Here is a 21,707-nt window from a genome sequence, read left to right as displayed (position 1 = left end):
CGCCGCCCCAGCCCGATCCCGCGGCGCCGTCGCAGGCGCCGGATCCGGCTGGCCGTGAGCCGCGGTGGCGCGGCCGGAGCGTCGCCAGCGGCCTGCGCGGCCGGGCCGGCGGCGGCCTGCGGGGGCGCGCGGCCGGCGGCGGCGCCGCGCGCCCGTGGCTGCTCGGCGCCGCGGGCGCGGCGGCGCTGCTGCTGTCGATCGCGGTCGCGATCACGATCGGCCCGGCCGACCTCGCGCTGCGCGACGTCTACGCGGTCGTCGCCCAGCAGCTCGGCCTCGGCGACGCCGGCGTGACGCGGATCGAGGAGGGGATCGTCTGGGAGCTGCGCCTGCCGCGCACGCTGCTGGCGGCGGTCTGCGGCGCCGGGCTGGCGATCTGCGGCGCGATCCTCCAGTCGCTGCTGCGCAACCCGCTCGCCGACCCGTTCGTGCTCGGGATCTCCTCCGGCGCCTCGACCGGCGCGGTGCTGGTCGTCGTCGCGGGCGTCGGCGGCGGCGCGATCGCGCTCTCGGGCGGCGCCTTCGCCGGCGCGCTCGCCGCCTTCGCGCTCGTCCTGGCGCTGGCCGCGGCCGCCGGCGGCGGCCCCGACCGGGTCGTGCTCGCCGGCGTCGCGGGCACCCAGCTGTTCGCGGCGGTGACGACCTTCGTCGTCTTCTCCTCGGCCGACGCGGAGCAGACGCGCGGCGTGCTGTTCTGGCTGCTCGGCTCGCTCGGCGGCGCCGGCTGGGGCGACGTGGCGCTGTGCGGCGCGGTCTGCGCGCTCGGCCTCGCGCTGTGCCTGACGCAGGCCGACGCCCTCGACGCCTTCGCCTTCGGCGAGGACGCGGCCGCCACGCTCGGCGTCGCGGTGCGGCGGGTGCGGGCGCTCCTGCTCGCGACGACGGCGCTGCTGGCCGCCGTGCTGGTGAGCGCGGCCGGCGCGATCGGCTTCGTCGGCCTGGTGCTGCCGCATGCCGCGCGGATCCTCGTCGGCCCGGTCCACCGCCGGCTGCTGCCGATCACGGCGCTCGCCGGCGCGATCTTCCTCGTCTGGGTCGACACCGCGGCGCGCACGCTGTTCGAGCCGCAGGAGCTGCCGGTCGGGGTCGTCACGGCGCTGCTCGGCGTGCCGGCCTTCGCGTTGATCCTCGCGCGTCGGGGGCGGGCGGCGTGAGCCGAGCGGGCGTGCGCGTCTCTCCTCCTCCGCGTCATGTCATGACGTCGACGATCGTGTCATGACATGACGCTGGCCGCGAGAGAGGTCAGCTGGTCGGCCGGCGGGCGGCTGATCGTCGACGGCGTCTCGGTCGCGCTGCGCGACGGCGAGACGCTCGGGCTGCTCGGCCCCAACGGCTCGGGCAAGTCGTCGCTGCTGCGGCTGCTGGCGGGGCTGCGCGGCACGGACGGCGGCGCGGTCCTGCTCGACGGGCGCGAGCTGCGGACACTGCGCCGCGGCGAGGTCGCACGGCGGGTCGCGGTCGTCGAGCAGCAGGCGTCGACCGAGGTCGACCTGACCGCCGAGCAGGTCGTGCGGCTCGGCCGGATCCCGCATCGCGGCAGCTGGTCGGGCGACGCGGACGCCGACGCGCGCGCCGTCGAGCGCGCGCTCGCCGAGACCGGCACGTCCGCGCTGCGCGACCGCCGCTGGCGCACGCTCTCCGGCGGCGAGCAGCAGCGCGTCCAGATCGCCCGCGCGCTGGCCCAGGAGCCGCGCGAGCTGCTGCTCGACGAGCCGACAAACCACCTCGACGTGCGCCATCAGCTCGACCTGCTCGCGCTCGTCGGCCGGCTGCCGCTGACGACGGTCGTCGCGCTCCACGACCTCAACCTCGCGGCGCTCTTCTGCGACCGCGTGATCGTCCTGAGAGCGGGCCGCCTCGTCTCCGCGGGCCGCCCCGCCGACGTCCTCACCCCGGCGCTGATCGCCGACGTCTACGAGGTCGCCGCCGAGGTCCTCCCCGACGCCGCCGGCCCCGGCCGCCCCGCGATCCGCTTCCTGGCGCCGAGCGCCTACGCGTCGCCGCCCGACGCCCGCTCCTGCCAGCCCTCCAGGTAGGGCGCGAGGTAGCGGGCGGCGACCTTCTGCGGCGGCGACCACGGCGGCTCCTTGGAGACGGAGGAGGCCTTCGGGTGGTCGCCCTCGATCAGCGCCTGTATGTAGAGCGGCGCGCTGCCGGTCAGGAGGATCGCGCGCAGGACCGCCGAACGGGAGGCGTCGGGGCCCGCGGCGCGGGCGATCAGGGCGGCGGCGAGGTCGGCCTGCTGGGCGGCGAGGCCGCCCAGCTTGACGGGGACGGTCGTCGCGTCGCCGACGGCGTAGACGCCGTCGAGGCCCGGCACGCGCATGTGGCCGTCGACCTCGATGAACCCGCGCTCGTCGGCCGGCAGGCCCTCGATCGCCGGGCCGTGCAGGCGCGGCAGCGCGATCACGCGGTCGGCGACGAGCGGCCCTTCCGCGTCGGACGGGTCGAGCGTGACGATGCGTCCGTCCCACGCGACGGCGCGGCGGCCCGCGAGCACGCGCACGTCGGCGCGGCCGAGCAGGCGCCCGACGGCCGCGCTGGCCTCGCCGCCGACGATCGCGAGCGGCTCCGGCTCGCACGTGACGAGCGTCAGCGCGACGTCGCCGATCCCTCTCGCCTCCGCGTGGCGGGCGGTCAGCAGCGCCAGCTCGTAGAGCGGCAGCGACCAGCCGCTGCCCTCCGGCACCACGAACGTGACGTTGCGGGCGAGCTGCTGCTCGAGCTCGCGCACGATCCACTGCGTGCCGTCCCCGTCGTCCTCGGCGCGGAAGGTGTGGGCATGCGCCAGCACCGGCTCGCGCCGCGCGCCGACCGCGACGACGAGCGCGTCGTAGGGCAGCGCGCCGCCGCCGGCGAGCCGCACCGCTCTGTCGTCGCCGTCGACCGCGACGACGCGGTCGCACACGAGCGTCGCGTCGTGCTCGGCGCAGATCCGCTCGAGCGGGTAGCGCCGCAGCGGCGCCGGCCCGAACGGCTCCAGCACGCTCAGCGGCCGGTACTCGAGCTGGTCGCCGGCCGAGACGAGCGTGACCGCCAGCTGCCCGCCGCGCGGGGCGGCGCGCAGTGCCAGCAGCGTCTCGACGGCCGCGATGCCGCCCCCGGCGATCAGGACGCGGGTGGCGGTGGAGTCGCTTGCGTGGAGATCTGCCATGCCGCCCCACTCTAGTCCGGTGGCAGCGGGCGGTCGGTGCGGCTGCCACCATGAGGGGCATGAGCAGCGCGCCACCCGCCCCCGCGGCGACCGGATCGATCGCCGCGGAAGCGGCGCGTCGGCGGACGTTCGCGATCATCTCCCATCCCGACGCCGGCAAGACGACGCTGACGGAGAAGCTGCTGCTGTACGCCGGCGCGCTCGGCGGCGCCGAGGCCGGCTCGGTGAAGGCGAGACAGGGCCGGCGCGAGGTGACCTCCGACTGGATGGAGCTGGAGAAGCGACGCGGGATCTCGGTCTCCTCGACGGTGCTCCGCTTCGAGCACGCCGGCACCGTCTTCAACCTGCTCGACACGCCCGGCCACAAGGACTTCTCCGAGGACACGCTGCGCGTGCTGTCGGCTGTCGACGCGGCCGTGATGCTGATCGACGCGGCGAAGGGCGTCGAGCCGCAGACGCTGCGGCTGTTCGAGGTCGCGCGGGCGCGCAGGATCCCGCTGCTGACCTTCGTCAACAAGTACGACCGCCCCGGCATGGAGCCGCTGGAGGTGCTCGACCACCTCGCGAGCGTGCTCGACCTGGAGGCGATCCCGCTCAACTGGCCGGTCGGCCTGCCGGGCTCCTTCGAGGGCGTGATCGACCGCAGAACCGACCTCTTCCACCGCTTCACGCGCACCAGCGGCGGCGCGACGATCGCGCCGGTCGAGGTGCTCGACGCCGAGAGCGCCGCGGGCGCCGACGAGGGCGCGTGGGCGACCGCGCGCGAGGAGCTGGAGCTGCTCGACGCCGTCGACGAGGAGTTCGACGACGCCGCGTTCCGCGACGGCCGCGCGACCGCGCTGTTCTTCGGCTCGGCCGTCTCCAACTTCGGCGTCGGACCGCTGCTCGACGCGCTCGTCGCGATCGCGCCGGCGCCGGCGCCGCGCCACGAGGTCGACGCCGCCGGCGAGCCGAACGGCGTGCGGGAGCTGGAGGCGCCGTTCGCCGGGCTCGTCTTCAAGGTGCAGGCGAACATGGACCCGCGTCACCGCGACCGGATCGCCTTCGTGCGGATCTGCTCCGGCCGCTTCGAGCGCGGCATGCGCGTCACCAACGAGCGCACCGGCCGCACGCTCGCGATGGCCCACGCGCACGAGGTCTTCGGCCGCGAGCGGTCGCTGCTGGAGGAGGGCTTCCCGGGCGACGTCGTCGGCGTCGTCGGGGCGCAGGACCTGCGCGTCGGCGACACGCTGTGGCTCGAGGAGCCGGCGCGCTTCCCGGCGATCCCGTCGCTGGCGCCCGAGTTCTTCATGTTCGTCCGCAACGGCGACGTCTCCCGCTACAAGCAGTTCCGCCGCGGGCTGGAGCAGCTCGACGAGGAGGGCGTCGTCCACGTCCTCAGACGCGAGGCCGCCGGCGACCCGGTGCCGGTGCTGGCCGGCGTCGGCCGCCTCCAGTTCGATGTCGCCGTCAACCGCATGGAGCACGAGTTCAACGCCGCCGTGCGGCTGGAGGAGGCGCCGTGGACGGTCGCGCGGCGGACCGAGCCCGAGGACGTCCCGACGGTCCGCGAGGCGACCGGAGCCGAGGTGCTCGTACGCGCCGACGGCACCCACCTCGCCGTCTTCCGCAGCGAGTTCGTGCTCCAGCGGCTGGAGCGCGATCACCCCGAGATCACGCTCGATCGGCTGCTGACGCGCTGACCGGCCGCTGACGCAGGCAGATGCAACAGCATCGGCGCGGGCGGCGGCCGGCAGCCGGCCGCGTCTCGCCTCCCGGCGCCGGGCCGAGCTGACGCGGCGCTGTACGTCAGGCGTCGTCGCGGCGCTCGTATGCGGCGACGTTGCGCTCGACCTGGCGCAGCGTGGCCGCGTCGTCGGGCCGAACGCGCCCGGTGCCCTCCGGATCTGCGATCGCGCGCAGCAGCGGGACGACCTGGCTGGCGGGGAACACGGTCACGTCTGATCTGTCGGTCGGCTCGGCGGCCACGGGATCATCTCCTCGAACGCACGGCGCACCTCTGGGTGCAGGAACTCCGCTGCACGGTAGTCACCGTTCCGGACGCGTTCGACCATTACTGGATAAATCGTGGCAATTACCTCATCGAACAGTTGATCCCGACGATAAAGGCCCGGGAAGTCGATTGCGTCGCGCAGATCGGGAGGCAGCAGCGCGTGGAGACGCGGGCCCTCGCGACGCTGGTGCCACGTCGACCGCGTAACGCTCAGCGCGTGGCCGTACTCGTGCCAGGCGACGTGCGCGACCACTTGCTCGCGAGCCCGATCGTCGAGGCCCTCGACGATCGTCGTGAAGAAGGCAAGGTTGAAGGCGACGGTGCGGCGGGCCTCGAGCCACGCCGCAGCCGCACGTTCGAGCTGCACCGGCGACGGCGGGCGCTCTCGCAGCGTCAGGTACAAGTTGAGGACGCCTTGGGGCCAGTCCGCGACGACGGTCTCCTGGGCGCCGATCTCGTCGAGCAGTCGACGATGCTCGGCGGGAAGGGCGGCGCGCGCCTTCCTCACGTCGGCCAGCAGTCGCTTCGCGGGGTACTCACTCCGTCTCGCTCGCATCGTTCGCAGACTGGAGGTGCCGCCCGCGACGGATCAACACCGGAGCGCGCCGGAACTGCGCAGCGATCGACGACCGTCTCGCTCGACCGGCTGCCGACCCGGTGGCGAGGCGCGCGCCGGCGTCGCGGCTCAGCCGGCCAGCGCCGCGCGCAGGTCGGCGACGAGGTCGGCCGGCTCCTCGACGCCGCAGGAGAGCCGCACGAGATCGGCGGGGACAGCCGCGTCGGAGCCCTCGACCGACTGGTGGGTCATCGCCTGCGGGACCTCGATCAGCGACTCGACCCCGCCGAGCGACTCGGCGAGCGTGAACAGCCGCGTCCGCTGCGCGATCCCGACGGCGTCGGGGTGGCGGAACGAGACCATCCCGCTGAAGCCGGGCCAGCGCACGTCGCTCGCGCCGGCGGCGGCGCCCTCCGCGGAGCGCAGGAACTCGCTCACCGCGGCGGCGCTCTCGGCGTGCGCGCGCATCCGCAGCGGCAGCGTCCGCAGGCCGCGGTGGACGAGGAAGCTGTCGAAGGGGCCGGGGACCGAGCCGACCGCGTTCTGCACGAACCGCATCCCCTCGTAGAGCGCCTCCTCCTTCGCGATCACCGCGCCGCCGACGACGTCGGAGTGGCCGCCAAGGTACTTCGTCGTCGAGTGGACGACGGCGTCGGCGCCGAGCTCCAGCGGCCGCTGGTTGAACGGCGTCGCGAAGGTGTTGTCGACGACGACCAGCGGGCGCGCCGCGGAGGCCGCCGCCCGCTCGACGGCGCCGCGCACGTCGACGACGTTCAGCAGCGGGTTGGTCGGCGTCTCGACCCAGACGACCCGCGTGTCGGGCTCGATCGCCGCCGCGAGCGCGTCGAGGTCGGTCTGGTCGACGAGCGTGTAGCGCAGGCCCCACCGGACCAGCACCTTGTCGACGAGCCGGAAGGTGCCGCCGTAGAGGTCGGCCGGCAGCACCATGTGGTCGCCGCTTCTCATCACGTGCACGAGCAGCGCGTGCGCCGCCGCGAGCCCGGAGGAGAAGGCGACGGCGCTGCCGCCCTCCAGCGCGCCGAGCGCCTCCTCCAGCGCCGACCGCGTCGGGTTGGCGGAGCGGGCGTAGTCGTAGTCGCCGACGAATTCGCCGACGGCCGACTGGCGGTAGGTCGAGGTCTGGTGGATCGGCGGGATCACCGAGCCGTAGCTCGGGTCCGGTCTGAGGCCCGCGTGGACGGCGCGCGTCTGGAACGACGTCATCTCGCGAGCGCCTCCAGCAGGTCGGTGCGCGTGACGATCCCCGCCGCGCGGCCGCCGTCGGTGACGAGCAGCGCCTGGCGCTCGCCGCTCAGCAGCGTCACCGCGTCGCGGACCGGGTCGGTCGCGCTGACGGCCGGCAGCGGCGGCTCCATCACGTGGACGATCTCGGCGTCGAGCAGCGCGGCGTCGCCGACGGCGTGCGCGAGCAGGCCGCGCTCTCCGACCGAGCCGACGATCGCGTCGGGGTCGTGCGCGGAGACGACCGGCAGCTGCGAGACGCCGTGCTCGTGCAGCAGCGAGACGGCGTCGCGGACCCGCTGGTGGGCGTGGACGGTGACCAGCGGCGGCGGCGAGCTGTCGTGCTTGGCGCGCAGAACGTCGCCGACGCGGGCGTCGGAGGGGCCGCCGCCGAGGAAGCCGTGCTCGCTCATCCACGTGTCGTTGAAGACCTTGCTGAGGTAGGAGCGGCCGCCGTCGGGGAGCACGACGACGACCATCGCCGCCGGGTCGTCGATCCCCTTCGCGACCTCGACCGCGGCGTGCAGCGCGGTGCCGGCCGAGCCGCCGGCGAGGATCCCCTCGGTCATCGCCAGTCTGCGCGCCGCGAGGAAGGAGTCTCTGTCGCTGACGGTGACGTAGCGGTCGACGATCGAGCGGTCGAAGGTCTCGGGCCAGAAGTCCTCGCCGACGCCCTCGACGAGGTACGGGCGGACCTGGTCCTCGGGACCGGAGTAGATCGAGCCCTCGGGGTCGGCGCCGACGATCTCGATCTCCGGCTTCATCCTCCGCAGGTGACGGCCGATGCCCGTGATCGTCCCGCCGGTCCCGACGCCGGCGACGAGGTGGGTGATCCGTCCGCCGCTCTGCTCCCAGATCTCCGGCCCGGTGCTCGCCTCGTGGGCGGCCGGGTTGGCCTGGTTGCGGTACTGGTTGGGCTGGAAGGCGCCGGGGATCTCCTCGGTGAGGCGGTCGGCGACGCGGTAGTAGGAGCGCGGCGAGTCGGGCGGGACGTCGGTCGGCGCGATCACGACCTCGGCGCCGTAGGCGCGCAGCAGGTCGATCTTCTCGCGCGACATCTTGTCCGGCATCACGGCGATCACGCGGTAGCCCTTGATGCGGGCGGCGATCGCGAGGCCGGTGCCGGTGTTGCCGGAGGTCGGCTCGACGATCGTGCCGCCGGGCTGGAGGCGGCCGTCGCGCTCGGCGGCCTCGATCAGGCTGACGGCGACGCGGTCCTTGATCGAGCCGCCGGGATTCGACGACTCGACCTTCGCGACGAGCTGGGGCGTGAGGCCGGCGCCGTAGCGGGCCAGGCGCACCAGCGGGGTGTCGCCGATCGTCTCGAGGATCGAGTCGGCGATCACCGGTTCGGTGGCGGTGCGGTGGAGGCTCATCGTTCGAGCGTAGCGGGCGTTCGGCCAATCGATTTGACATCCGCAGAATCATCGGAATATCGCCGATTTCGCTCTCGTTTCTGCGGTTTGACAGGTAGGCTTGTGCAATGTCGCCGAACGTCGTCGCATCGCCGCTCGCGCCCTCGGACCCGCTCGACCCGATCGACCGCCGGATCGTCGAGCTGCTCGTCGCCGACGCGCGGATGCCGAACGCCCGCCTCGCCGAGGCGGTCGGCGTGGCGCCCTCGACCTGTCTCGCGCGGGTGCGGGCGCTGATCGAGCGCGGCGTGATCCGGGGCTTCCACGCCGAGGTCGACCCGGCCGCGCTCGGCCGCCCGCTGCAGGCGATGATCGCGGTTCGGCTGTCGGTCCACTCGCGCGAGCAGATCGAGAGCTTCACCGCCCACGTCCGCGCGCTGCCGGCGGTGCTGACGCTCTTCCACATGACCGGCGGCGACGACTACCTGCTGCGCGTCGCCGCCGCCGACCCGGGCGACCTGCGCGAGTTCGTCGTCGAGCACCTCGCCAGCCACCCGTCGGTCGCCCACGCCGAGACCAACCTCGTCTACGAGGTCGTGCGCGGCGTCGGCGTCGTCTAGCTCACGCCAGCGTGCGCGAGACGGCGATCGAGAAGACCGACGTGTCGCTCTCGCCGGGCCCGACGAGCCGCAGGCCGTCGCCGCTGACGAGCGCGTCGACCGGCGCCGTCATCGGCTCGAAGCAGACCACATCCTCGCTGGCGGGCGCGTAGACCTGGGCGGCCGGGAAGCCCTGCTCGAAGGCGACCTCGATCCGCCGGCCGCCGCCCTGCAGGGCGAAGACGGCGCCCGGCTCGACGCGATCGTAGGCGTCGTCGAAGGTGCGCGTCCCGAGCAGGAAGGCGGCGGCCGGCTCGGCGTGGGCGGCGCCGGTCGGGATGCCGCGCCCGTCGAGCGCGAGGTGGCGCAGCGCCGGCAGCTCGACCTCCCAGTCGACGCGCGGCAGCCCGGGGATGCGCAGGTAGGGGTGGAAGCCGTACGCGAGCGGGACGGAGCGCTCGCCGGTCGCCGTGACGGTCGTCTCCAGGCGCAGCGTGCGGCGCGCGAGCGTCACCTCGATCCGCAGCCGGTGCGGGAACGGGAACGACGGCAGCAGGTCGGCGCGGGCGGCGAAGTCGAAGGTCGCGGCGAAGCCGGTGGGGTCGAGCGGCTCGACGACCCACTCGGGCGCGCCGGCGAGCAGGCCGTGGATCGCGAGGCCGTTGCCGTCGCGGTGGACGCCGGGCGCGTCCGGCGCCAGCTCGACCGTCGCGCCGGCGGCCGCGTAGGCGTCGCGCGACAGCCGGTTGGCCCACGGATGCAGCAACGGGATCCCGAGCGTTCTCGCCTCGCGCACGTAGGCGTCGACGCCGCGGTGCTGGCCGAGCAGCTCCTCGCCGCCGTCCCGCAGCGAGAGGCCGAGCATGCCCGCGCCGGGGAGGAAGGTCGCCTCCAGCGCGTCGTCGTCGCCGTCGCGCAGCCGCACCGCCGCGAAGCCCTCGATCTCCGTCCGCTCGAACATGGAGGGATCGTCGCAGCGAACGGCCGCCGCTACAACGACGGGCGCGCCTCGTCGATCGGCGTCACGGCGACGGGGGTGCCGGTCTCGCGATGGACGAGCGGGCCCTCCGCGCCGGTGCGCACGATCGCGAGCGCGTCGAAGGCGCAGGCGCTCGTGACGGCGCCGACGACCCGTGCGCCGGCGCCGGCTCTGTCCGCGCCCGCGCCGCCGGCGACCAGCTCGTCGCCGGGCGCGAGCAGCGCGCGGGCGGCGTGGACGCGGCAGACGCGCCGGTGGATCGTCCCCGAGCGCTGCTGGCGCAGGACGGTCTGGAGGCCCGGGTAGAGGCCCTTGCCGGTCGCGACGGTCGCCTCGCCGAGCGCCAGCTCGGCCGGCAGCGAGGCCTCGCCCGCGTCGCAGCCGTAGGCGAGCCGGCCGGCGGCGACCCGCAGCGCCGTCCAGCTCCCCTCGTCGCAGGCGCCGCAGGCCGGGCGCGCCGCGACCGCCTCCAGCAGCGCCGCGACCCTGTCGGCGCGCACGACGAGGTCGACGCCGGCCCACGAGCGGACCGCGCGGACGGGAATCCCGTCGAGGTCGGTCGCGACATGGGCGTGCTCCGGTGCGCCGGCGGGAAGCGACAGGCCGAGCCGCTGCGCCGCGTCGTCGCCGAGCACGGTGACGAGGCCCTGCTGGAGCGTCAGCTTGTGGATCTCCACCCGCCAGCCGACCCGCCCGCTCCACAGCCCGCGGAACAGCCCCTCCAGCGCCGGCCGCTCGCAGTGGAGCAGGTAGCCGCGCTCGACCGCGAGCACCCGCCCGAGCGCGCGCACCTGCCCCTTCGGCGCCAGCAGCGCGGTCGCCGTCCCGCTGCCCGGCGCGAGGCCCGCGAGGTCGGCGGTCAGGAGCGCCTGCAGGAAGGCGGCCGCGTCGGGGCCGGAGACGGCGAGCTTGCCGGCGTCGGAGCGATCGCGGAGCTGGAGCGCGGCGGCCATGCCACCCAGGGTGACACTTCAAGGCGGCTTGAAGTCAAGGCCGCGCGGTCCGGGGTGCGCGTCTCCGCTAGATCGCCTTCAGCGCGCCGCCGTCGATCACGAGGTCGGCGCCGCGGACGCTCGGCGCCGCGCCGGAGGCGAGCAGCAGCACGAGCGCGGCGACCTCGCGCGGCTCGGCGAAGCGGCCGCTCGTCATGCCGATCATGCCGGGCAGCTGCTCGATGAGCGCCTCGCGGTCGAGTCCGGCCGTCCGCGCGATCGCCGCGCCGGGGCCGTCCTCGTCGGTCCAGGATTGCCTCCGACGTTGTTGACCAGCAGGTCGATCGCGCCGTGCGCGTCGAGCGCGGTCGCGACGAGCCGCTCCGGCCCGCCGGCGGCGGCGAGGTCGACCGGCACGACGGTCGCGGCGACCGCCGCCAGCTCGGGCGACGAGGTGCGGGCGCCGGCGACGACGCGGGCGCCCTCGGCGGCGAGCGCCTGCGCGACGGCGAGGCCGATGCCGCGACTGGCGCCGGTGACGACGGCGGTCTTGCCTGCGAGTTCGAGATCCATGGTGCTGCTCCTTTCGTTCATCGGAGCAGCACCTTCGCTCGCGGCCCCGGTTCGCCGCTAGAGGTTTTCGGCCGCGGCGCTCCGGCCGGCCGCGTAACCGTCGCGAAGAGTCCGCACGGCGGCGTCCGTTAGCCTCAGCGCCATGCCGAAGCGCATCTCACGCAGCGACGAAGCGAGCGCCGTCGTCTGGTCCTCCGACGACGGCGACCGGCGCAAGGCCGGCCGCGACCGGCGCGACCGCGGCCCCGCCCAGCCGAGCGGCGGCGCTGGCGGCGGCCGCGTGAAGGTCCGCCGCGAGACCTCCGGCCGGCGCGGCAAGACGGTCACCACGGTCTCGAACGTCGGGCTCGGCGACGACGCCCTGCGCGAGCTGGCCGGCAGGCTGAAGAAGCGCTGCGGCGTCGGCGGCTCCGCCAAGGACGGCGTGATCGAGCTGCAGGGCGATCACCGCGAGACGGTGATGGAGGTCCTCAGAGCCGAGGGCCTCGACGCCGTCCTCGCCGGCGGCTGACCCGCGGCCGGCGGCCTGGTCCCAGCCCGGCCGCGGCCCCGAGTATCGCCGCACGCGCCCGCCGGCGCGGCGCTACGCCGCGTAGCGCTGCTGGGCGCGGGCGCGCGCCTTCGCCGCCTCGACCTCGCGGTCCTTCGGCGGCGCGTTGGTCGTCAGCTCGTCGAGCAGCTCGCGCGAGATCGCGGCGACCTGCTCGACCGCCCGCTGGAACGCCTCGGCGTTCGCCTGCGACGGTCTCGTGAAGCCGCTGATCTTGCGCACGTACTGGAGCGCCGCCGCGTGGACCTCGTCCTCGGTCGCCGGCGGCTCGAAGTTGTAGAGCGTTCTGATGTTCCGGCACATGCCCCCGATGCTAGCCGCCGAGCGCCGGAACGTCAGCCCGGCGGTCCGCTGCCGCGTCTGCGGCGCTCCTCGCGCGCGCGGGCGCGATCCTCGCTGTAGCCGACCTCCAGGAAGGCGAGCGAGAGGGCGAGCACGAACGCGATGCCGAACAACGTGTAGCCGACGTCGGAGACGGTGCCGTCGGCCGCGAACGCAAGCACGAGCCCCACGACCGCGAGCGCGGCGACCGCCGCGGCGCGCAGCAGCGCGGCGCGCTTCCAGCCGCCCGAGCTGTCGGCCGATGCACGCATCGCCACTGTTGTCACCGCCGCGGGCGGCGGTCAACCGGCCGATGTCGCGACGCGGCCGGCCCGCCTGCGCCTACCCTTGGGGGAACCGCATGAGCGCCTCCCCCGCCATCCGCCGCGCGGACGCCGCCGACCTGCCCGCGGCCACGGCGACGCTCGCCGCCGCCTTCGCCGACTACGCGTGGACGCGCTGGGTCGTCGACCCGGATGACCACCCCGCGCGGCTCGAGGGCCTGTACGCGATCTACCTGCGCGTCGCGCTGGAGCTGGGGCAGCTGTGGGTCAGCGACGACTGCGCCGCCGTCGCGGCGTGGACGAGCAGCCGTGCGGCGGCGCAGCAGGAGGAACTGTTCGAGCGCGAAGGACTGGTCGCCGAGATCGCGCGGCTGAGCGGCTCGCGGATCGCCAACGTCGCCGCCGGCGTCGAGCTGCTCGCCGCGCACGCGCCGAGCGGCGAGCACTGGGTGCTCGCAGCCGTCGGCGTGCGGCCGGAGCGGCAGGGCGCCGGGCTCGGCACGCGCGTGCTCGCGCCGGCGCTCGCCGGCTTCGACCGCGACGGCGAGCTGGCCGTGCTCGACACCTCCTCGGCGGCGAACGTCCGTCTCTACGAGCGGCTCGGCTTCCGCGTCGCCGCCGAGGTCGAGATGCCGAGCGACGGTCCGCGCGTCTGGCTGATGCGGCGCGAGCCGCGGCCGGCCGCCGGCGCGTAGGGCGGCGCTCGGCTCAGCCGCCCGCGTCCTGCACCAGCAGGGCGATCTGGACGCGGTTGTCGACCTCGAGCTTGGCCAGCAGGCGCGAGACGTGGGCCTTCACCGTCGCGACGCTCATGTGCAGCTCGGCGGCGATCTCGGCGTTGGCGCGGCCGCGGCCGACCGCGTCGGCGACCTCCCGCTCCCGCGGGCTCAGCGTCGCCAGCCGCTTCCGCGCTCGCTCGCCGCGCGCCGCCGCCTCGCCGTCGCCGGCGACGAGCGCGATCAGCTGGCGCGTGACGCTCGGCGAGACCATCGCCTCGCCGGCCGCGACCAGCTCGATCGCGCGGACGATCTCGCGCGGCGGCGTGTCCTTCAGCAGGAAGCCGGCGGCGCCGGCGCGCAGCGCCTGCAGCACCAGCTCGTCGGCGTCGAAGGTCGTCAGCACGAGCACCTCCGGCGACGCCGGCTGGGCGCGCAGCAGGCGCGTCGCCGCGATCCCGTCGAGCTGCGGCATGCGGATGTCCATCAGCACGACGTCGGGCCGGTGGCGGTCGACGGCGGCGAGCACGCCGCGGCCGTCGTCGGCCTCGCCGACGACCTCGATCCGCTCGGCGCCGGCGAGCATCATCCGCAGGCCGGAGCGGACGAGCGCGTCGTCGTCGACGAGCAGGACGCGGATCGCGTCCGCCGCGTCGTCGCTCACCTGCCGGCTCCCATCAGCGGCAGTATCGCGCGCAGCACGAAGTCGCCGCGGGCATCCGGGCCGTGGACCAGCTCGCCGTGCGCGAGCGCGACCCGCTCTCTCAGGCCGACGAGCCCGGTGCCGGCGCCGGGCAGCATCTCGCCGCGCGCGGGCGGGGGCATCCCGACGGCCGGTCGGCTGACGACCTCGACGACGAGCCGCGGGCCGTCGGCAGACGGGCCCCGCTCGGTCCGCGCGGCGCCGTCGCCGGCCGCGAGCCCGACGACCGCCACCTCGACGGCCGCGGCCGGCGCGTGCTTGTGGGCGTTGGTCAGCCCCTCCTGGACGATCCGGTAGGCGGTGCGGCCGAGCGCGTCGCCGACCGTCGCGCCGTCGAGGCCGGCGAGATCGATGCGGCAGCCGACCCTCGTCCCCGTCGCGCGCGACTGCTCGACCAGCGCCGGGATCTGCGCGAGCGTCGGCTGCGGCGGCTCGGGGGCCGCGGCCCCGTTCCCGTCCGCGCCCTCCTCGCGCAGCACGCCGATCACGGTGCGCAGGTCCTCCAGCGCGGCGCGGGCGCTCGCGCGCACGACGCCGGCCGCCTCGGCGATCTCGGCCGGCGGCGCGTCGGGACGGAACTCCAGCGCGCCGGCGTGCAGCGACAGCAGCGAGACGCGGTGGGCGAGCACGTCGTGCATCTCGCGCGCGATCCGGCGCCGCTCGGCGGCCTGCGCCTGCTCGATCCGCAGCCGCTGCTCGGACTCCGCGCGAGCGGTCCGCTCGTGCAGCGATCTGACCAGCTCGCGCTGGACGCGCACGAACAGCCCCCAGCCCAGCACGACGACCGTCAGCATCAGGCCGAACGCGATCTCGGTCGAGGTCGGGTCCTGCGACGGGTACAGCAGCGGGAAGGTGATCGAAGCGCCTCCGCCGAGCAGCGACAGCGCGACGAGCGCCCGCACCCGCACGCGCAGCACGGCGCTGAAGTAGGCCATCAGCGCCGCACCTGCCGGGAAGGCGAAGGCGAGCGCGAGCACGCCGCTGCCGGCCGCGACGGCGACCGGATGCCGGCGGCGCCACCACAGCGCGATCGTCGCCGCGATCCCGAGCACGACGTCGATCGCGGCGGTCGCCGTCGTGTGGTCGTCCCACGACTCGGCGAGCAGCAGCGCGCCGATCCCGAGCGCCAGCAGGAACATGAGCACGTCGACGAACCAGTCGCGCGCGGAGCGGCGGCCGTCGGGGGCGGCGCGCATCGCGCCCGGCAGCAGCGCCTGCTGCCAGCGCGGCACGCCGGCGTGGCCGCCGGCGAGGTCGTCGATCGGCTCGCTCGCCATGCGGCACAGCGTACGACCGGAGGCGCGGCCGGACCCCCTACCGAAGTCGATGGCGGCGTCGACCGCGGTCCGTGGCGCACGTCCGCTCGGATGGGAAGGATCCCGGTCATGATCGAATCCGACGGCCTCACGAAGCGACTCGGCGGCCGGGTGGTGGTGGACGACGTCACGTTCCGCTGCGAGCCCGGCACCGTCACCGGCTTCCTCGGCCCCAACGGCGCCGGCAAGACGACGACGATGCGGATGCTGTGCGACCTCTCGCCGGCCGACGCCGGCAGCGCGCGGATCCTTGGCGGACGCTACCGCGACCTGCCCAATCCCGGCCGCCGCGTCGGCATCCTGCTCGACGCCTCCGCGCAGCACCCCGGCCGCCGCGGCCGCGAGGTGCTCGCGCTCGCCGCGCAGGTGATCGGCGTGCCGGAGTCGCGCGTCGGCGAGCTGCTGAGACGGGTCGGGCTCGACGAGAGCGCCGGCCGCAAGCGCGTCCGCCAGTACTCGCTCGGCATGCGCCAGCGGCTCGGGATCGCCAACGCGCTGATCGGCGACCCCGAGGTGCTGATCCTCGACGAGCCGGCCAACGGACTCGACCCGGAGGGGATGCGCTGGATGCGCGAGCTGCTGCGCGACTTCGCCGACCGCGGCGGGACCGTGCTGCTCTCCTCCCACCTGCTGCACGAGGTCGAGGCGACCGCCGACCGGCTGGTCATCATCGGCAACGGCAGAATCCAGGCGCAGGGGACGCGCGACGAGCTGCTGCAGGGCACCGGCACGATCGTCGAGGCGCGCGACGAGGCGGCGCTGCGCGCCGCGCTCGACGCGGCCGGCCTGGCCGCCCGGCCCGGCAGCGACGGCGGCTTCGTCGTCGAGGCCGAGCCCGAGGAGGTCGGCCGCGCCGCGCTCGCCGGCGGCGTCGCGCTGCGCCATCTCGCGCTCTCGCAGGGCGCCGGCCTCGAGCAGCTGTTCTTCGACCTGACCCAGGGCGCGCCGGAGAGCTTCCCGGCCGCCGCGACCGATCCCGACCTGACGGAGGCCGCCCGATGAGCGCACTCGCCACCGCCCCCGCCGCCGGCATCGGGCCCGAGCACGCCCGCCCGGGCCTCGTGCGCCTGACCGGCGTCGAGCTGCGCAAGATGGTCGACACCCGCGCCGGCCTCTGGCTGCTGCTCACGACCGCGGCGCTGACGCTCGCCGCGATCGCGATCGTCGGCTTCGCCGGCGAGGCCGCCGATCATCGCTTCCGCTCGATGCTGGAGGTCGCGATCGCGCCGGCGAGCGTCCTGCTGCCGGTGATCGGCATCCTGCTCGTCACCTCCGAATGGACGCAGCGGACGGCGCTCGTCACCTTCGCGCTCGTCCCCCAGCGCGGCCGCGTGCTGGTCGCCAAGCTGGCCGCCGGCCTGGTGCTCGCGGTCGCCGCCTTCCTGCTGTCGCTCGCGATCGCCGCGGCCGCCGTCGCCGTCATCGCCCCGGAGGGCGACGGGGTCTGGTCGCTGCCGGTCGGCCTGCTGCTGCAGGACTTCCTGATGATGGCGACCGGGATGGCGATGGGGATCGGCTTCGGCGCGGCCCTGCTCGCCTCCGCGCCGGCGATCGTCCTCTACTTCGCCCTCCCGATGGCATTCGGCATCCTTGGCGAGTTCTCGTTCTTCGAGAAGATCGCCGAGTGGGTCGACAGCTCGCGCGCGCTCGCGCCGATGACGAGCGAGCTGCTGAGCGGCGAGCAGTGGGCGAGAGCGATCACCGCCCTCGCGCTCTGGATGCTCCTCCCGCTGCTGATCGGCGCCTGGCGCCTGCGTCGCGAGGAGCTCAAGTAGGGCCCGCCGCGGCGCGATAGAGCGCCCGCAGCTCGTCGCCGTCGGGCGCGGGGGCGATCCGCTGCAGCTCGTCGGCGCGGCGTCCGGCGGCGGCGACGACGGCCTCCAACAGCTCGTCGTCGTCCGCGAGCCGGCCGAGGCTGGCGCCGGCGCGGCTGCGCAGGCGCGCGGCGAGCTCCTCGAAGCGGATCCCGAGCAACGCGTCGAGCGGCTCGAGCACCGCGGGGGCGCGGCGGCGGACGGCGGCGGCGGTCGCCGGCAGCAGCGCGGCGTTGGCCTCGGCGTGGCCGGCGCCGGCGATGCGGACGGCCGTCTGGGCCAGCACGTGCTGGAGGCCGAGGCCGCTCTCGTCGACCGCCCAGCCGGCCAGCAGCGCACCGAGCGCGACGGCGTCGCGATCGGGGTCGGTCTGCCGGCCGCCGGGCGCGGCGACGTCTCGGTCAGGGTCCGCTCCCGCCCGCGACGGCGCCGCCGGCGAGCGGCCGGCGCCCGCGTCGCCGACCCACCCGGCCGCCAGCTGGACCGCCGCCTCCCGCGCGACGGCGCGGGCGAACGGGGTCGTGCGGGCGCTGGCGAGCGCGATCAGCACGTGGCCGAGCGCGTTGGCGCTCGACGCCGCCAGCTCCGGCACGGCGTGCGAGGCGCTCAGAGCGGGGTCGTTGACGACCAGCGACGGCCGCACGCGCGGCGCCGACGGGTCGACCCCGCGGGCGTGTCGGTGGCCGCCGGTCATCTCGGCGCCCGACAGCGTCGTCGGGATCGCGGCGACGGCACGCGGACGGCCCGCGACCGCCCCGGCGGCGGCGAGCGCCTTCGCGACGTCGATCACGCGGCCGCCGCCGAGCGCGACCAGCCGCTCCTCAAGCCGCGGCTCGACGCCGGAAGCGAGCAGGTCGCCGGCGACGACGTCGACCTTGCCGTGCGGGACGTCGACGATCCGCGCCGCGCGCTCGGCGAGCGCCGGGAGGGCGTCGGCGGCGCGGCTCGTCGTCAGCAGCGCGTAGCCCTCGCCGAGCAGCTCGGCGGTCGCCGGTTCGCCGACCGCGCCGCGGCCGAAGACGATCGACCGCTGCGCCTCGTCGTGCCGGAAGCCGGCCGCGGCCATCAGGCCGCCCGCTCGCCGGCCGGCGAGGGCAGCGTCGTCGCGACCCACTCGACCGCGGCCGGGACGTGCGCCGGATCGATGTGGTGGCCGGCGTCGGACTCGTGGTACTCGAGCTCGACCCCGCCGGCCTCCAGCAGCTCCTTCGCGCGGCGCGCGAAGTCGACCGCCATCACCGGGTCGCGGCGACCGTGGGCGACGAAGGCGCGGGTGCGGCCGGCGCGCGAGGAGACGTCGGGCTGCCAGCCCTCGACGGTCGGCACGAAGCCGGAGAAGGCGAGGATCCCGGCCGGCTTCGGCCGCTCGCCGGCGAGGCCGAGCGCGTAGCTCATCACCGAGCCCATCGAGAAGCCGCCAAGGATCGTCCGCTCCGGCGCGACGCCGGTCCGCTCCCACAGCTCGTCGTGGAAGGCGGCCAGCCTGTCGTAGGCCGCTCGGAAGGTCGCCGGGTCGGGGTAGCCGACGCGCGGCACGACGTACCAGTGGTAGCCGGGCCAGCCGTCGAGCGTCAGCGGCGCGCGCGGCGTGACGACGTGGAGCCGCCGCTCGGGATCGAGCACGTCGCCGAGCCCGAGCAGGTCGCGGTCGTCGGCGCCGCGGCCGTGGTGGAGGACGAGCAGCCCCTCGGCCCGGCCGGCGGCCGGACGCTCCTGATACGTCAGCGCGCTCATGCCTTCGCCTCCTGCCGACGCGCGGCGCGGGGGTTGACGACCGGGGTCAGCGCCTGCTCCAGCTGCGCGCGCAGATGCTCGTGCTGCCTGGGCAGCCGCAGCTCCTCGCCGAGGCGGTCGGCCGGCTCGTCGACGGCGAAGCCGGGCGAGAGCGTCGCGATCTCGAACAGCACGCCGCGCGGCTCGCGGAAGTAGATCGATCTGAAGTAGTCGCGGTCGAGCACGTCGGTGACGAAGCCGCCGGCTCGCTGGACCCGCTCCTGCCAGCCGAGATGGTCGCCGTCGCGCGACGCCCACGCGATGTGGTGGACGGTGCCGGCGCCGGGCGTGCCCGTTCTCGTCGCCTGGTCGTAGGCCCAGTGGAAGTGGCGCTCGTCGCCGTCGAGGCGATACTCGCCGCCGCCAAGGTGGGTGAAGCCGAGCGTGTCGGTCAGGACCGACTCCTCGACGTTCGCGAACATGCTGTACGCCCGCGCCCCCTCCAGGCCGACGATCGCGTGCTCGGCGGGGATCTCCGGATGCGCGGCGCGCAGCGGCGGGTTGCCGTCGTCGGCGACGACCAGCTCGAGGCCGAGGCCGTCGTAGTCCTCGAAGCGCAGCGTGCGCGGGTCGGCGCGGACGGCGTCGTAGCCGTGCGCCGCCAGGCGCTCGGCCCAGAAGTCGAGCGACGCCCCGTCCGCGACGCCGAGCTGGAGCGTGTGGACCATCCCGAGGCCGGCGCGGCCGCGCGCGGCGCCGGGGAACTCGAACCAGGTGAGGATCGAGCCCGGGGAGCCCTGCTCGTCGCCGAAGTAGAGGTGGTACGCCTCCGGCTGGTCGAAGTTGACCGTCTTCTTCACCAGCCGCAGGCCGAGCACGTCCGCGTAGAACGCGACGTTCTTCTGCGCCTCGCCGGTGATCATCGTGATGTGGTGCAGGGCCTCGAGCTTCATCGTCCGCTCCTCTGGTGCAGTTGCACGCGCAACCATATCATGTTGTTGCGCGCGCAACTACTTGTGGCCGTTCTCACCCTGCGCCTACCCCGCGGCGCCATTGCGCCCGCGCCCGACGGGCGATCGCTGCCCGGCGCGCCGGGCGCGGCCGCCCGGCCTCAGCGGATGTAGACGGCGGCGCCGTTGCCGCCGGTGCAGACGGTCGGCACGCCGCCGCTGCAGCTCATCGCGTAGGTCTGGCCGGTGACGGGGCTGGAGGCGTAGACGGTGCCGGGGCCGTTCGCGTGGAAGGCCGCCACGACGTTGGCCGCGAACGGACACGAGGTCACCGAGTTGACCGAGACGCCACCGCCGCACGACGACGAGCCGCCCGATGAGGAGCCGCCGGAGCTGGAGCCGCCGCCGGACGATCCGCCGCTCGACGGGGCCGGTCTCGCGCCGCCTCTCTTCTTCAACTTCTGGATCTCGCGTCTGAGCTGCTTCAGCTCGCGCTCGGCCTGCGCCGTCCGCTGCTTGGCCCGCTCCTCGCGGATCGCCTCGCGCTTGATCGCCGCGACCTGCTCGGCGCTCGGTCTGTCGTCGCCGCTGCTGCCGCAGGCGCCGAGCGCCGCCGCCGCCCCGCTCGCGAGGAGCGCGGTCGCCGCGACGGCGAACAGTCGATTTGCAGACATCCGGTCCCTCATGACTCGTGGCTTCCCCGGCCAGGCCCCTGGATCGCACCTGGTTTATGGCGACTTTATCCGAGCTGGCGCGCCGCCGGTCGCGCTTCCGCGGCCCGGCGCGGACGACGTGAACCGCTTCATCGCGCCTCCCCATCCGTCAGGATCCAGCGACCGTGCGCGCCCCGCTTCGCATCGCCCGTCCGCTCGCCGCGCTGCTGCTCGCCGTCGCGTCGGCCGTCGCGCTCGCCGCCTGCGGCAGCAGCGCCGAGGAGCGCGCGAGAACGCAGCTGGAGCAGGCGACCGGGCGCGGCAACATCCAGGAGACGCGCGCGACCGAGCTCGAGGCCGAGGCGCAGAAGCTGCGCGAGGAGCTGAGCGGGCTGAAGCGCAAGCGCGCGAGCGAGGCCGCGGCGAACGCCGACCCGGGCGCCGCCGGCGGCGGCGCGAGCGGCTCAGGCTCCGCCGGCGGCGGCGGCGCGATCCTCTCCGCGCAGGCGCGTGCGAGCTTCGACCAGCTCGCCGGCTCGCTCTCCGGGCCGGTCGGCGTCGCCGTCGCGGGCGCCGGGCGCGGCCAGCAGGTCGAGCAGCTCGGCGCGCTGCAGAGCGCGGTCGCGTGGTCGACGAGCAAGGTGCCGGTCGCGATGGCGGCGATCTCCGCCGGGGTCGCGAACGACGGCGACCTGCGCCAGGCGATCACCGCCTCCGACAACGCTGCGGCGACGCGGCTGTGGGACGCGCTCGGCGGCGGCGGCGCGGCGGCCGCCGCGACCGACGCGCAGCTGCGCGCCGCCGGCGACGAGGCGACCGCGACCGAGTCGCGCACGCTGCGCTCCGGCTTCACGCCGTTCGGGCAGACGAACTGGGCGCTCGCCGACCAGGCCCGCTTCACGGCCGGGATGGCCTGCACCGAGGCGGGCGGCCAGGTGCTCGGGCTGATGGGCGAGGTGATCTCCGCTCACCGCTGGGGACTCGGCGCGACCGGTCTGCCGGCGCAGCTGAAGGGCGGCTGGGGCCCCGGCTCCAGCCCCGGCAGCGGCGGCGGCTACCTCGACCGCCAGATGGGGATCGTGACCGTCGACGGCAAGCCGCTCGCGGTCGCGATCGCCGCCCAGCCGGGCGACGGCAGCCACGAGAGCGGCACGACCGCGCTGACGACGCTCGCCAGATGGGTCGTCGACAACGCCGACGTCAGCTCGCTGCCAGCCGAGCCGGCCTGCTGAGCGTCACGGCGCGAACGGCCCACGACCCGCCCCCCGGTCCGCCCGACCGGTCGCCCGGGCGACCTGTGTCAT

The 21,707-nt window shown here is 75.4% G+C and carries 26 protein-coding genes; 9 read left to right on the top strand and 17 right to left on the bottom strand.

Going from position 1 to position 21,707, the window contains the following annotated elements:
• The first annotated feature begins 116 nt into the window (after window positions 1-116).
• Together BDZ31_RS04405 and BDZ31_RS04400 are read left to right on the top strand one after the other, a co-directional pair.
• The gene (locus BDZ31_RS04405; protein WP_425492722.1) at window positions 117-1,154 is read left to right on the top strand and encodes a FecCD family ABC transporter permease; all 1,038 of its coding nucleotides are present in this window, start codon (window positions 117-119) and stop codon (window positions 1,152-1,154) included.
• 66 nt (window positions 1,155-1,220) lie between these two features.
• On the top strand, window positions 1,221-2,036 hold the full coding sequence (locus BDZ31_RS04400) for an ABC transporter ATP-binding protein (RefSeq protein WP_183339361.1): 816 nt from the start codon (window positions 1,221-1,223) through the stop codon (window positions 2,034-2,036).
• Here the strand turns inward: BDZ31_RS04400 and BDZ31_RS04395 are convergent.
• Window positions 1,991-3,154 (bottom strand): FAD-dependent oxidoreductase, encoded by a 1,164-nt coding sequence (locus BDZ31_RS04395; protein WP_183339359.1) that lies wholly within the window; start codon window positions 3,152-3,154, stop codon window positions 1,991-1,993. The genes BDZ31_RS04400 and BDZ31_RS04395 overlap by 46 nt on opposite strands.
• A 59-nt stretch (window positions 3,155-3,213) precedes the next feature.
• On the opposite strand from BDZ31_RS04395, the gene BDZ31_RS04390 reads away from it, so the two are divergent.
• A complete protein-coding gene (locus tag BDZ31_RS04390) occupies window positions 3,214-4,836 on the top strand; it encodes a peptide chain release factor 3 (protein WP_183339357.1) in 1,623 nt (540 codons plus the stop codon).
• 106 nt (window positions 4,837-4,942) lie between these two features.
• On the opposite strand, the gene BDZ31_RS04385 is transcribed toward BDZ31_RS04390, so the two are convergent.
• The 4 genes from BDZ31_RS04385 to BDZ31_RS04370 form a co-directional block, all read right to left on the bottom strand.
• Window positions 4,943-5,086 carry a hypothetical protein gene (locus BDZ31_RS04385; protein WP_183339355.1) on the bottom strand — a complete coding sequence of 48 codons (144 nt, stop codon included), beginning with the start codon at window positions 5,084-5,086 and terminating at the stop codon, window positions 4,943-4,945.
• A gap of 2 nt (window positions 5,087-5,088) precedes the next feature.
• Complete coding sequence (locus tag BDZ31_RS04380) at window positions 5,089-5,655, bottom strand: hypothetical protein (RefSeq protein ID WP_183339353.1); 567 nt, start codon at window positions 5,653-5,655, stop codon at window positions 5,089-5,091.
• A 177-nt stretch (window positions 5,656-5,832) separates the two neighbouring features.
• Window positions 5,833-6,927 carry a PLP-dependent transferase gene (locus BDZ31_RS04375; protein ID WP_183339351.1) on the bottom strand — a complete coding sequence of 365 codons (1,095 nt, stop codon included), beginning with the start codon at window positions 6,925-6,927 and terminating at the stop codon, window positions 5,833-5,835.
• On the bottom strand, window positions 6,924-8,321 hold the full coding sequence (locus tag BDZ31_RS04370) for a cystathionine beta-synthase (RefSeq protein WP_183339349.1): 1,398 nt from the start codon (window positions 8,319-8,321) through the stop codon (window positions 6,924-6,926). Before BDZ31_RS04370 ends, BDZ31_RS04375 begins: the two co-directional genes overlap by 4 nt.
• 107 nt (window positions 8,322-8,428) lie before the next feature.
• Here BDZ31_RS04370 and BDZ31_RS04365 point away from each other — a divergent pair, with 107 nt between their 5' ends.
• The gene (locus BDZ31_RS04365; RefSeq protein WP_183339347.1) at window positions 8,429-8,920 is read left to right on the top strand and encodes an Lrp/AsnC family transcriptional regulator; all 492 of its coding nucleotides are present in this window, start codon (window positions 8,429-8,431) and stop codon (window positions 8,918-8,920) included.
• Window position 8,921: 1 nt separating this feature from the next.
• On the opposite strand, the gene BDZ31_RS04360 is transcribed toward BDZ31_RS04365, so the two are convergent.
• The 4 genes from BDZ31_RS04360 to BDZ31_RS04350 form a co-directional block, all read right to left on the bottom strand.
• Window positions 8,922-9,860 carry an aldose 1-epimerase gene (locus tag BDZ31_RS04360; RefSeq protein WP_183339345.1) on the bottom strand — a complete coding sequence of 313 codons (939 nt, stop codon included), beginning with the start codon at window positions 9,858-9,860 and terminating at the stop codon, window positions 8,922-8,924.
• Window positions 9,861-9,889: 29 nt separating this feature from the next.
• The gene (locus BDZ31_RS04355) at window positions 9,890-10,831 is read right to left on the bottom strand and encodes a YgfZ/GcvT domain-containing protein (RefSeq protein WP_183339343.1); all 942 of its coding nucleotides are present in this window, start codon (window positions 10,829-10,831) and stop codon (window positions 9,890-9,892) included.
• Between the two features lie 67 nt (window positions 10,832-10,898).
• Entirely contained in the window at window positions 10,899-11,036 is a 138-nt protein-coding gene (locus tag BDZ31_RS24730) for an SDR family oxidoreductase (protein ID WP_281381463.1), read from the bottom strand.
• The gene (locus tag BDZ31_RS04350; protein WP_246344417.1) at window positions 11,033-11,383 is read right to left on the bottom strand and encodes an SDR family NAD(P)-dependent oxidoreductase; all 351 of its coding nucleotides are present in this window, start codon (window positions 11,381-11,383) and stop codon (window positions 11,033-11,035) included. The genes BDZ31_RS24730 and BDZ31_RS04350 overlap by 4 nt, the downstream gene beginning before the upstream one ends.
• A 142-nt stretch (window positions 11,384-11,525) precedes the next feature.
• On the opposite strand from BDZ31_RS04350, the gene BDZ31_RS04345 reads away from it, so the two are divergent.
• On the top strand, window positions 11,526-11,894 hold the full coding sequence (locus BDZ31_RS04345) for a translation initiation factor (protein ID WP_183339342.1): 369 nt from the start codon (window positions 11,526-11,528) through the stop codon (window positions 11,892-11,894).
• Between the two features lie 72 nt (window positions 11,895-11,966).
• Here BDZ31_RS04345 and BDZ31_RS04340 read toward each other — a convergent pair whose 3' ends face one another.
• Both BDZ31_RS04340 and BDZ31_RS04335 read right to left on the bottom strand, forming a co-directional pair.
• Window positions 11,967-12,236, bottom strand: coding sequence for a DUF2277 domain-containing protein (locus BDZ31_RS04340; RefSeq protein ID WP_183339340.1), 270 nt, complete (start codon window positions 12,234-12,236; stop codon window positions 11,967-11,969).
• Between the two features lie 32 nt (window positions 12,237-12,268).
• Window positions 12,269-12,526: a hypothetical protein gene (locus tag BDZ31_RS04335; protein ID WP_183339338.1), complete on the bottom strand. Its 258-nt coding sequence runs from the start codon at window positions 12,524-12,526 to the stop codon at window positions 12,269-12,271.
• Window positions 12,527-12,615: 89 nt separating this feature from the next.
• On the opposite strand from BDZ31_RS04335, the gene BDZ31_RS04330 reads away from it, so the two are divergent.
• Window positions 12,616-13,233, top strand: coding sequence for a GNAT family N-acetyltransferase (locus BDZ31_RS04330; RefSeq protein ID WP_183339336.1), 618 nt, complete (start codon window positions 12,616-12,618; stop codon window positions 13,231-13,233).
• Between the two features lie 13 nt (window positions 13,234-13,246).
• Here the strand turns inward: BDZ31_RS04330 and BDZ31_RS04325 are convergent, their stop codons facing one another.
• Both BDZ31_RS04325 and BDZ31_RS04320 read right to left on the bottom strand, forming a co-directional pair.
• Window positions 13,247-13,918, bottom strand: a complete 672-nt coding sequence (locus BDZ31_RS04325) for a response regulator (RefSeq protein ID WP_183339334.1) — start codon at window positions 13,916-13,918, stop codon at window positions 13,247-13,249.
• Window positions 13,915-15,153, bottom strand: a complete 1,239-nt coding sequence (locus BDZ31_RS04320) for a sensor histidine kinase (protein ID WP_221242908.1) — start codon at window positions 15,151-15,153, stop codon at window positions 13,915-13,917. Before BDZ31_RS04320 ends, BDZ31_RS04325 begins: the two co-directional genes overlap by 4 nt.
• A gap of 189 nt (window positions 15,154-15,342) precedes the next feature.
• Between BDZ31_RS04320 and BDZ31_RS04315 the strand changes: the two genes are divergently transcribed.
• Entirely contained in the window at window positions 15,343-16,275 is a 933-nt protein-coding gene (locus BDZ31_RS04315; protein WP_183339330.1) for an ABC transporter ATP-binding protein, read from the top strand.
• Window positions 16,272-17,048 (top strand): ABC transporter permease, encoded by a 777-nt coding sequence (locus BDZ31_RS04310; RefSeq protein ID WP_183339328.1) that lies wholly within the window; start codon window positions 16,272-16,274, stop codon window positions 17,046-17,048. Before BDZ31_RS04315 ends, BDZ31_RS04310 begins: the two co-directional genes overlap by 4 nt.
• Here the strand turns inward: BDZ31_RS04310 and BDZ31_RS04305 are convergent.
• The 4 genes from BDZ31_RS04305 to BDZ31_RS04290 form a co-directional block, all read right to left on the bottom strand.
• The gene (locus BDZ31_RS04305; protein WP_183339326.1) at window positions 17,041-18,153 is read right to left on the bottom strand and encodes a dehydroquinate synthase/iron-containing alcohol dehydrogenase family protein; all 1,113 of its coding nucleotides are present in this window, start codon (window positions 18,151-18,153) and stop codon (window positions 17,041-17,043) included. The two genes, BDZ31_RS04310 and BDZ31_RS04305, sit on opposite strands and share 8 nt — an antisense overlap.
• Window positions 18,153-18,821 (bottom strand): alpha/beta hydrolase, encoded by a 669-nt coding sequence (locus BDZ31_RS04300; RefSeq protein WP_183339324.1) that lies wholly within the window; start codon window positions 18,819-18,821, stop codon window positions 18,153-18,155. The genes BDZ31_RS04305 and BDZ31_RS04300 overlap by 1 nt, the downstream gene beginning before the upstream one ends.
• Window positions 18,818-19,753: a VOC family protein gene (locus BDZ31_RS04295; RefSeq protein WP_183339322.1), complete on the bottom strand. Its 936-nt coding sequence runs from the start codon at window positions 19,751-19,753 to the stop codon at window positions 18,818-18,820. The genes BDZ31_RS04300 and BDZ31_RS04295 overlap by 4 nt, the downstream gene beginning before the upstream one ends.
• Before the next feature lie 158 nt (window positions 19,754-19,911).
• Window positions 19,912-20,424, bottom strand: coding sequence for a hypothetical protein (locus tag BDZ31_RS04290; RefSeq protein ID WP_183339320.1), 513 nt, complete (start codon window positions 20,422-20,424; stop codon window positions 19,912-19,914).
• A gap of 164 nt (window positions 20,425-20,588) precedes the next feature.
• Between BDZ31_RS04290 and BDZ31_RS04285 the strand changes: the two genes are divergently transcribed.
• The gene (locus BDZ31_RS04285) at window positions 20,589-21,635 is read left to right on the top strand and encodes a hypothetical protein (protein WP_221242805.1); all 1,047 of its coding nucleotides are present in this window, start codon (window positions 20,589-20,591) and stop codon (window positions 21,633-21,635) included.
• Window positions 21,636-21,707 lie beyond the last annotated feature (72 nt).

The organism is Conexibacter arvalis, from assembly GCF_014199525.1.
Lineage (GTDB): Bacteria > Actinomycetota > Thermoleophilia > Solirubrobacterales > Solirubrobacteraceae > Conexibacter > Conexibacter arvalis.
This window is presented reverse-complemented; position numbering and strand designations above follow the sequence as displayed.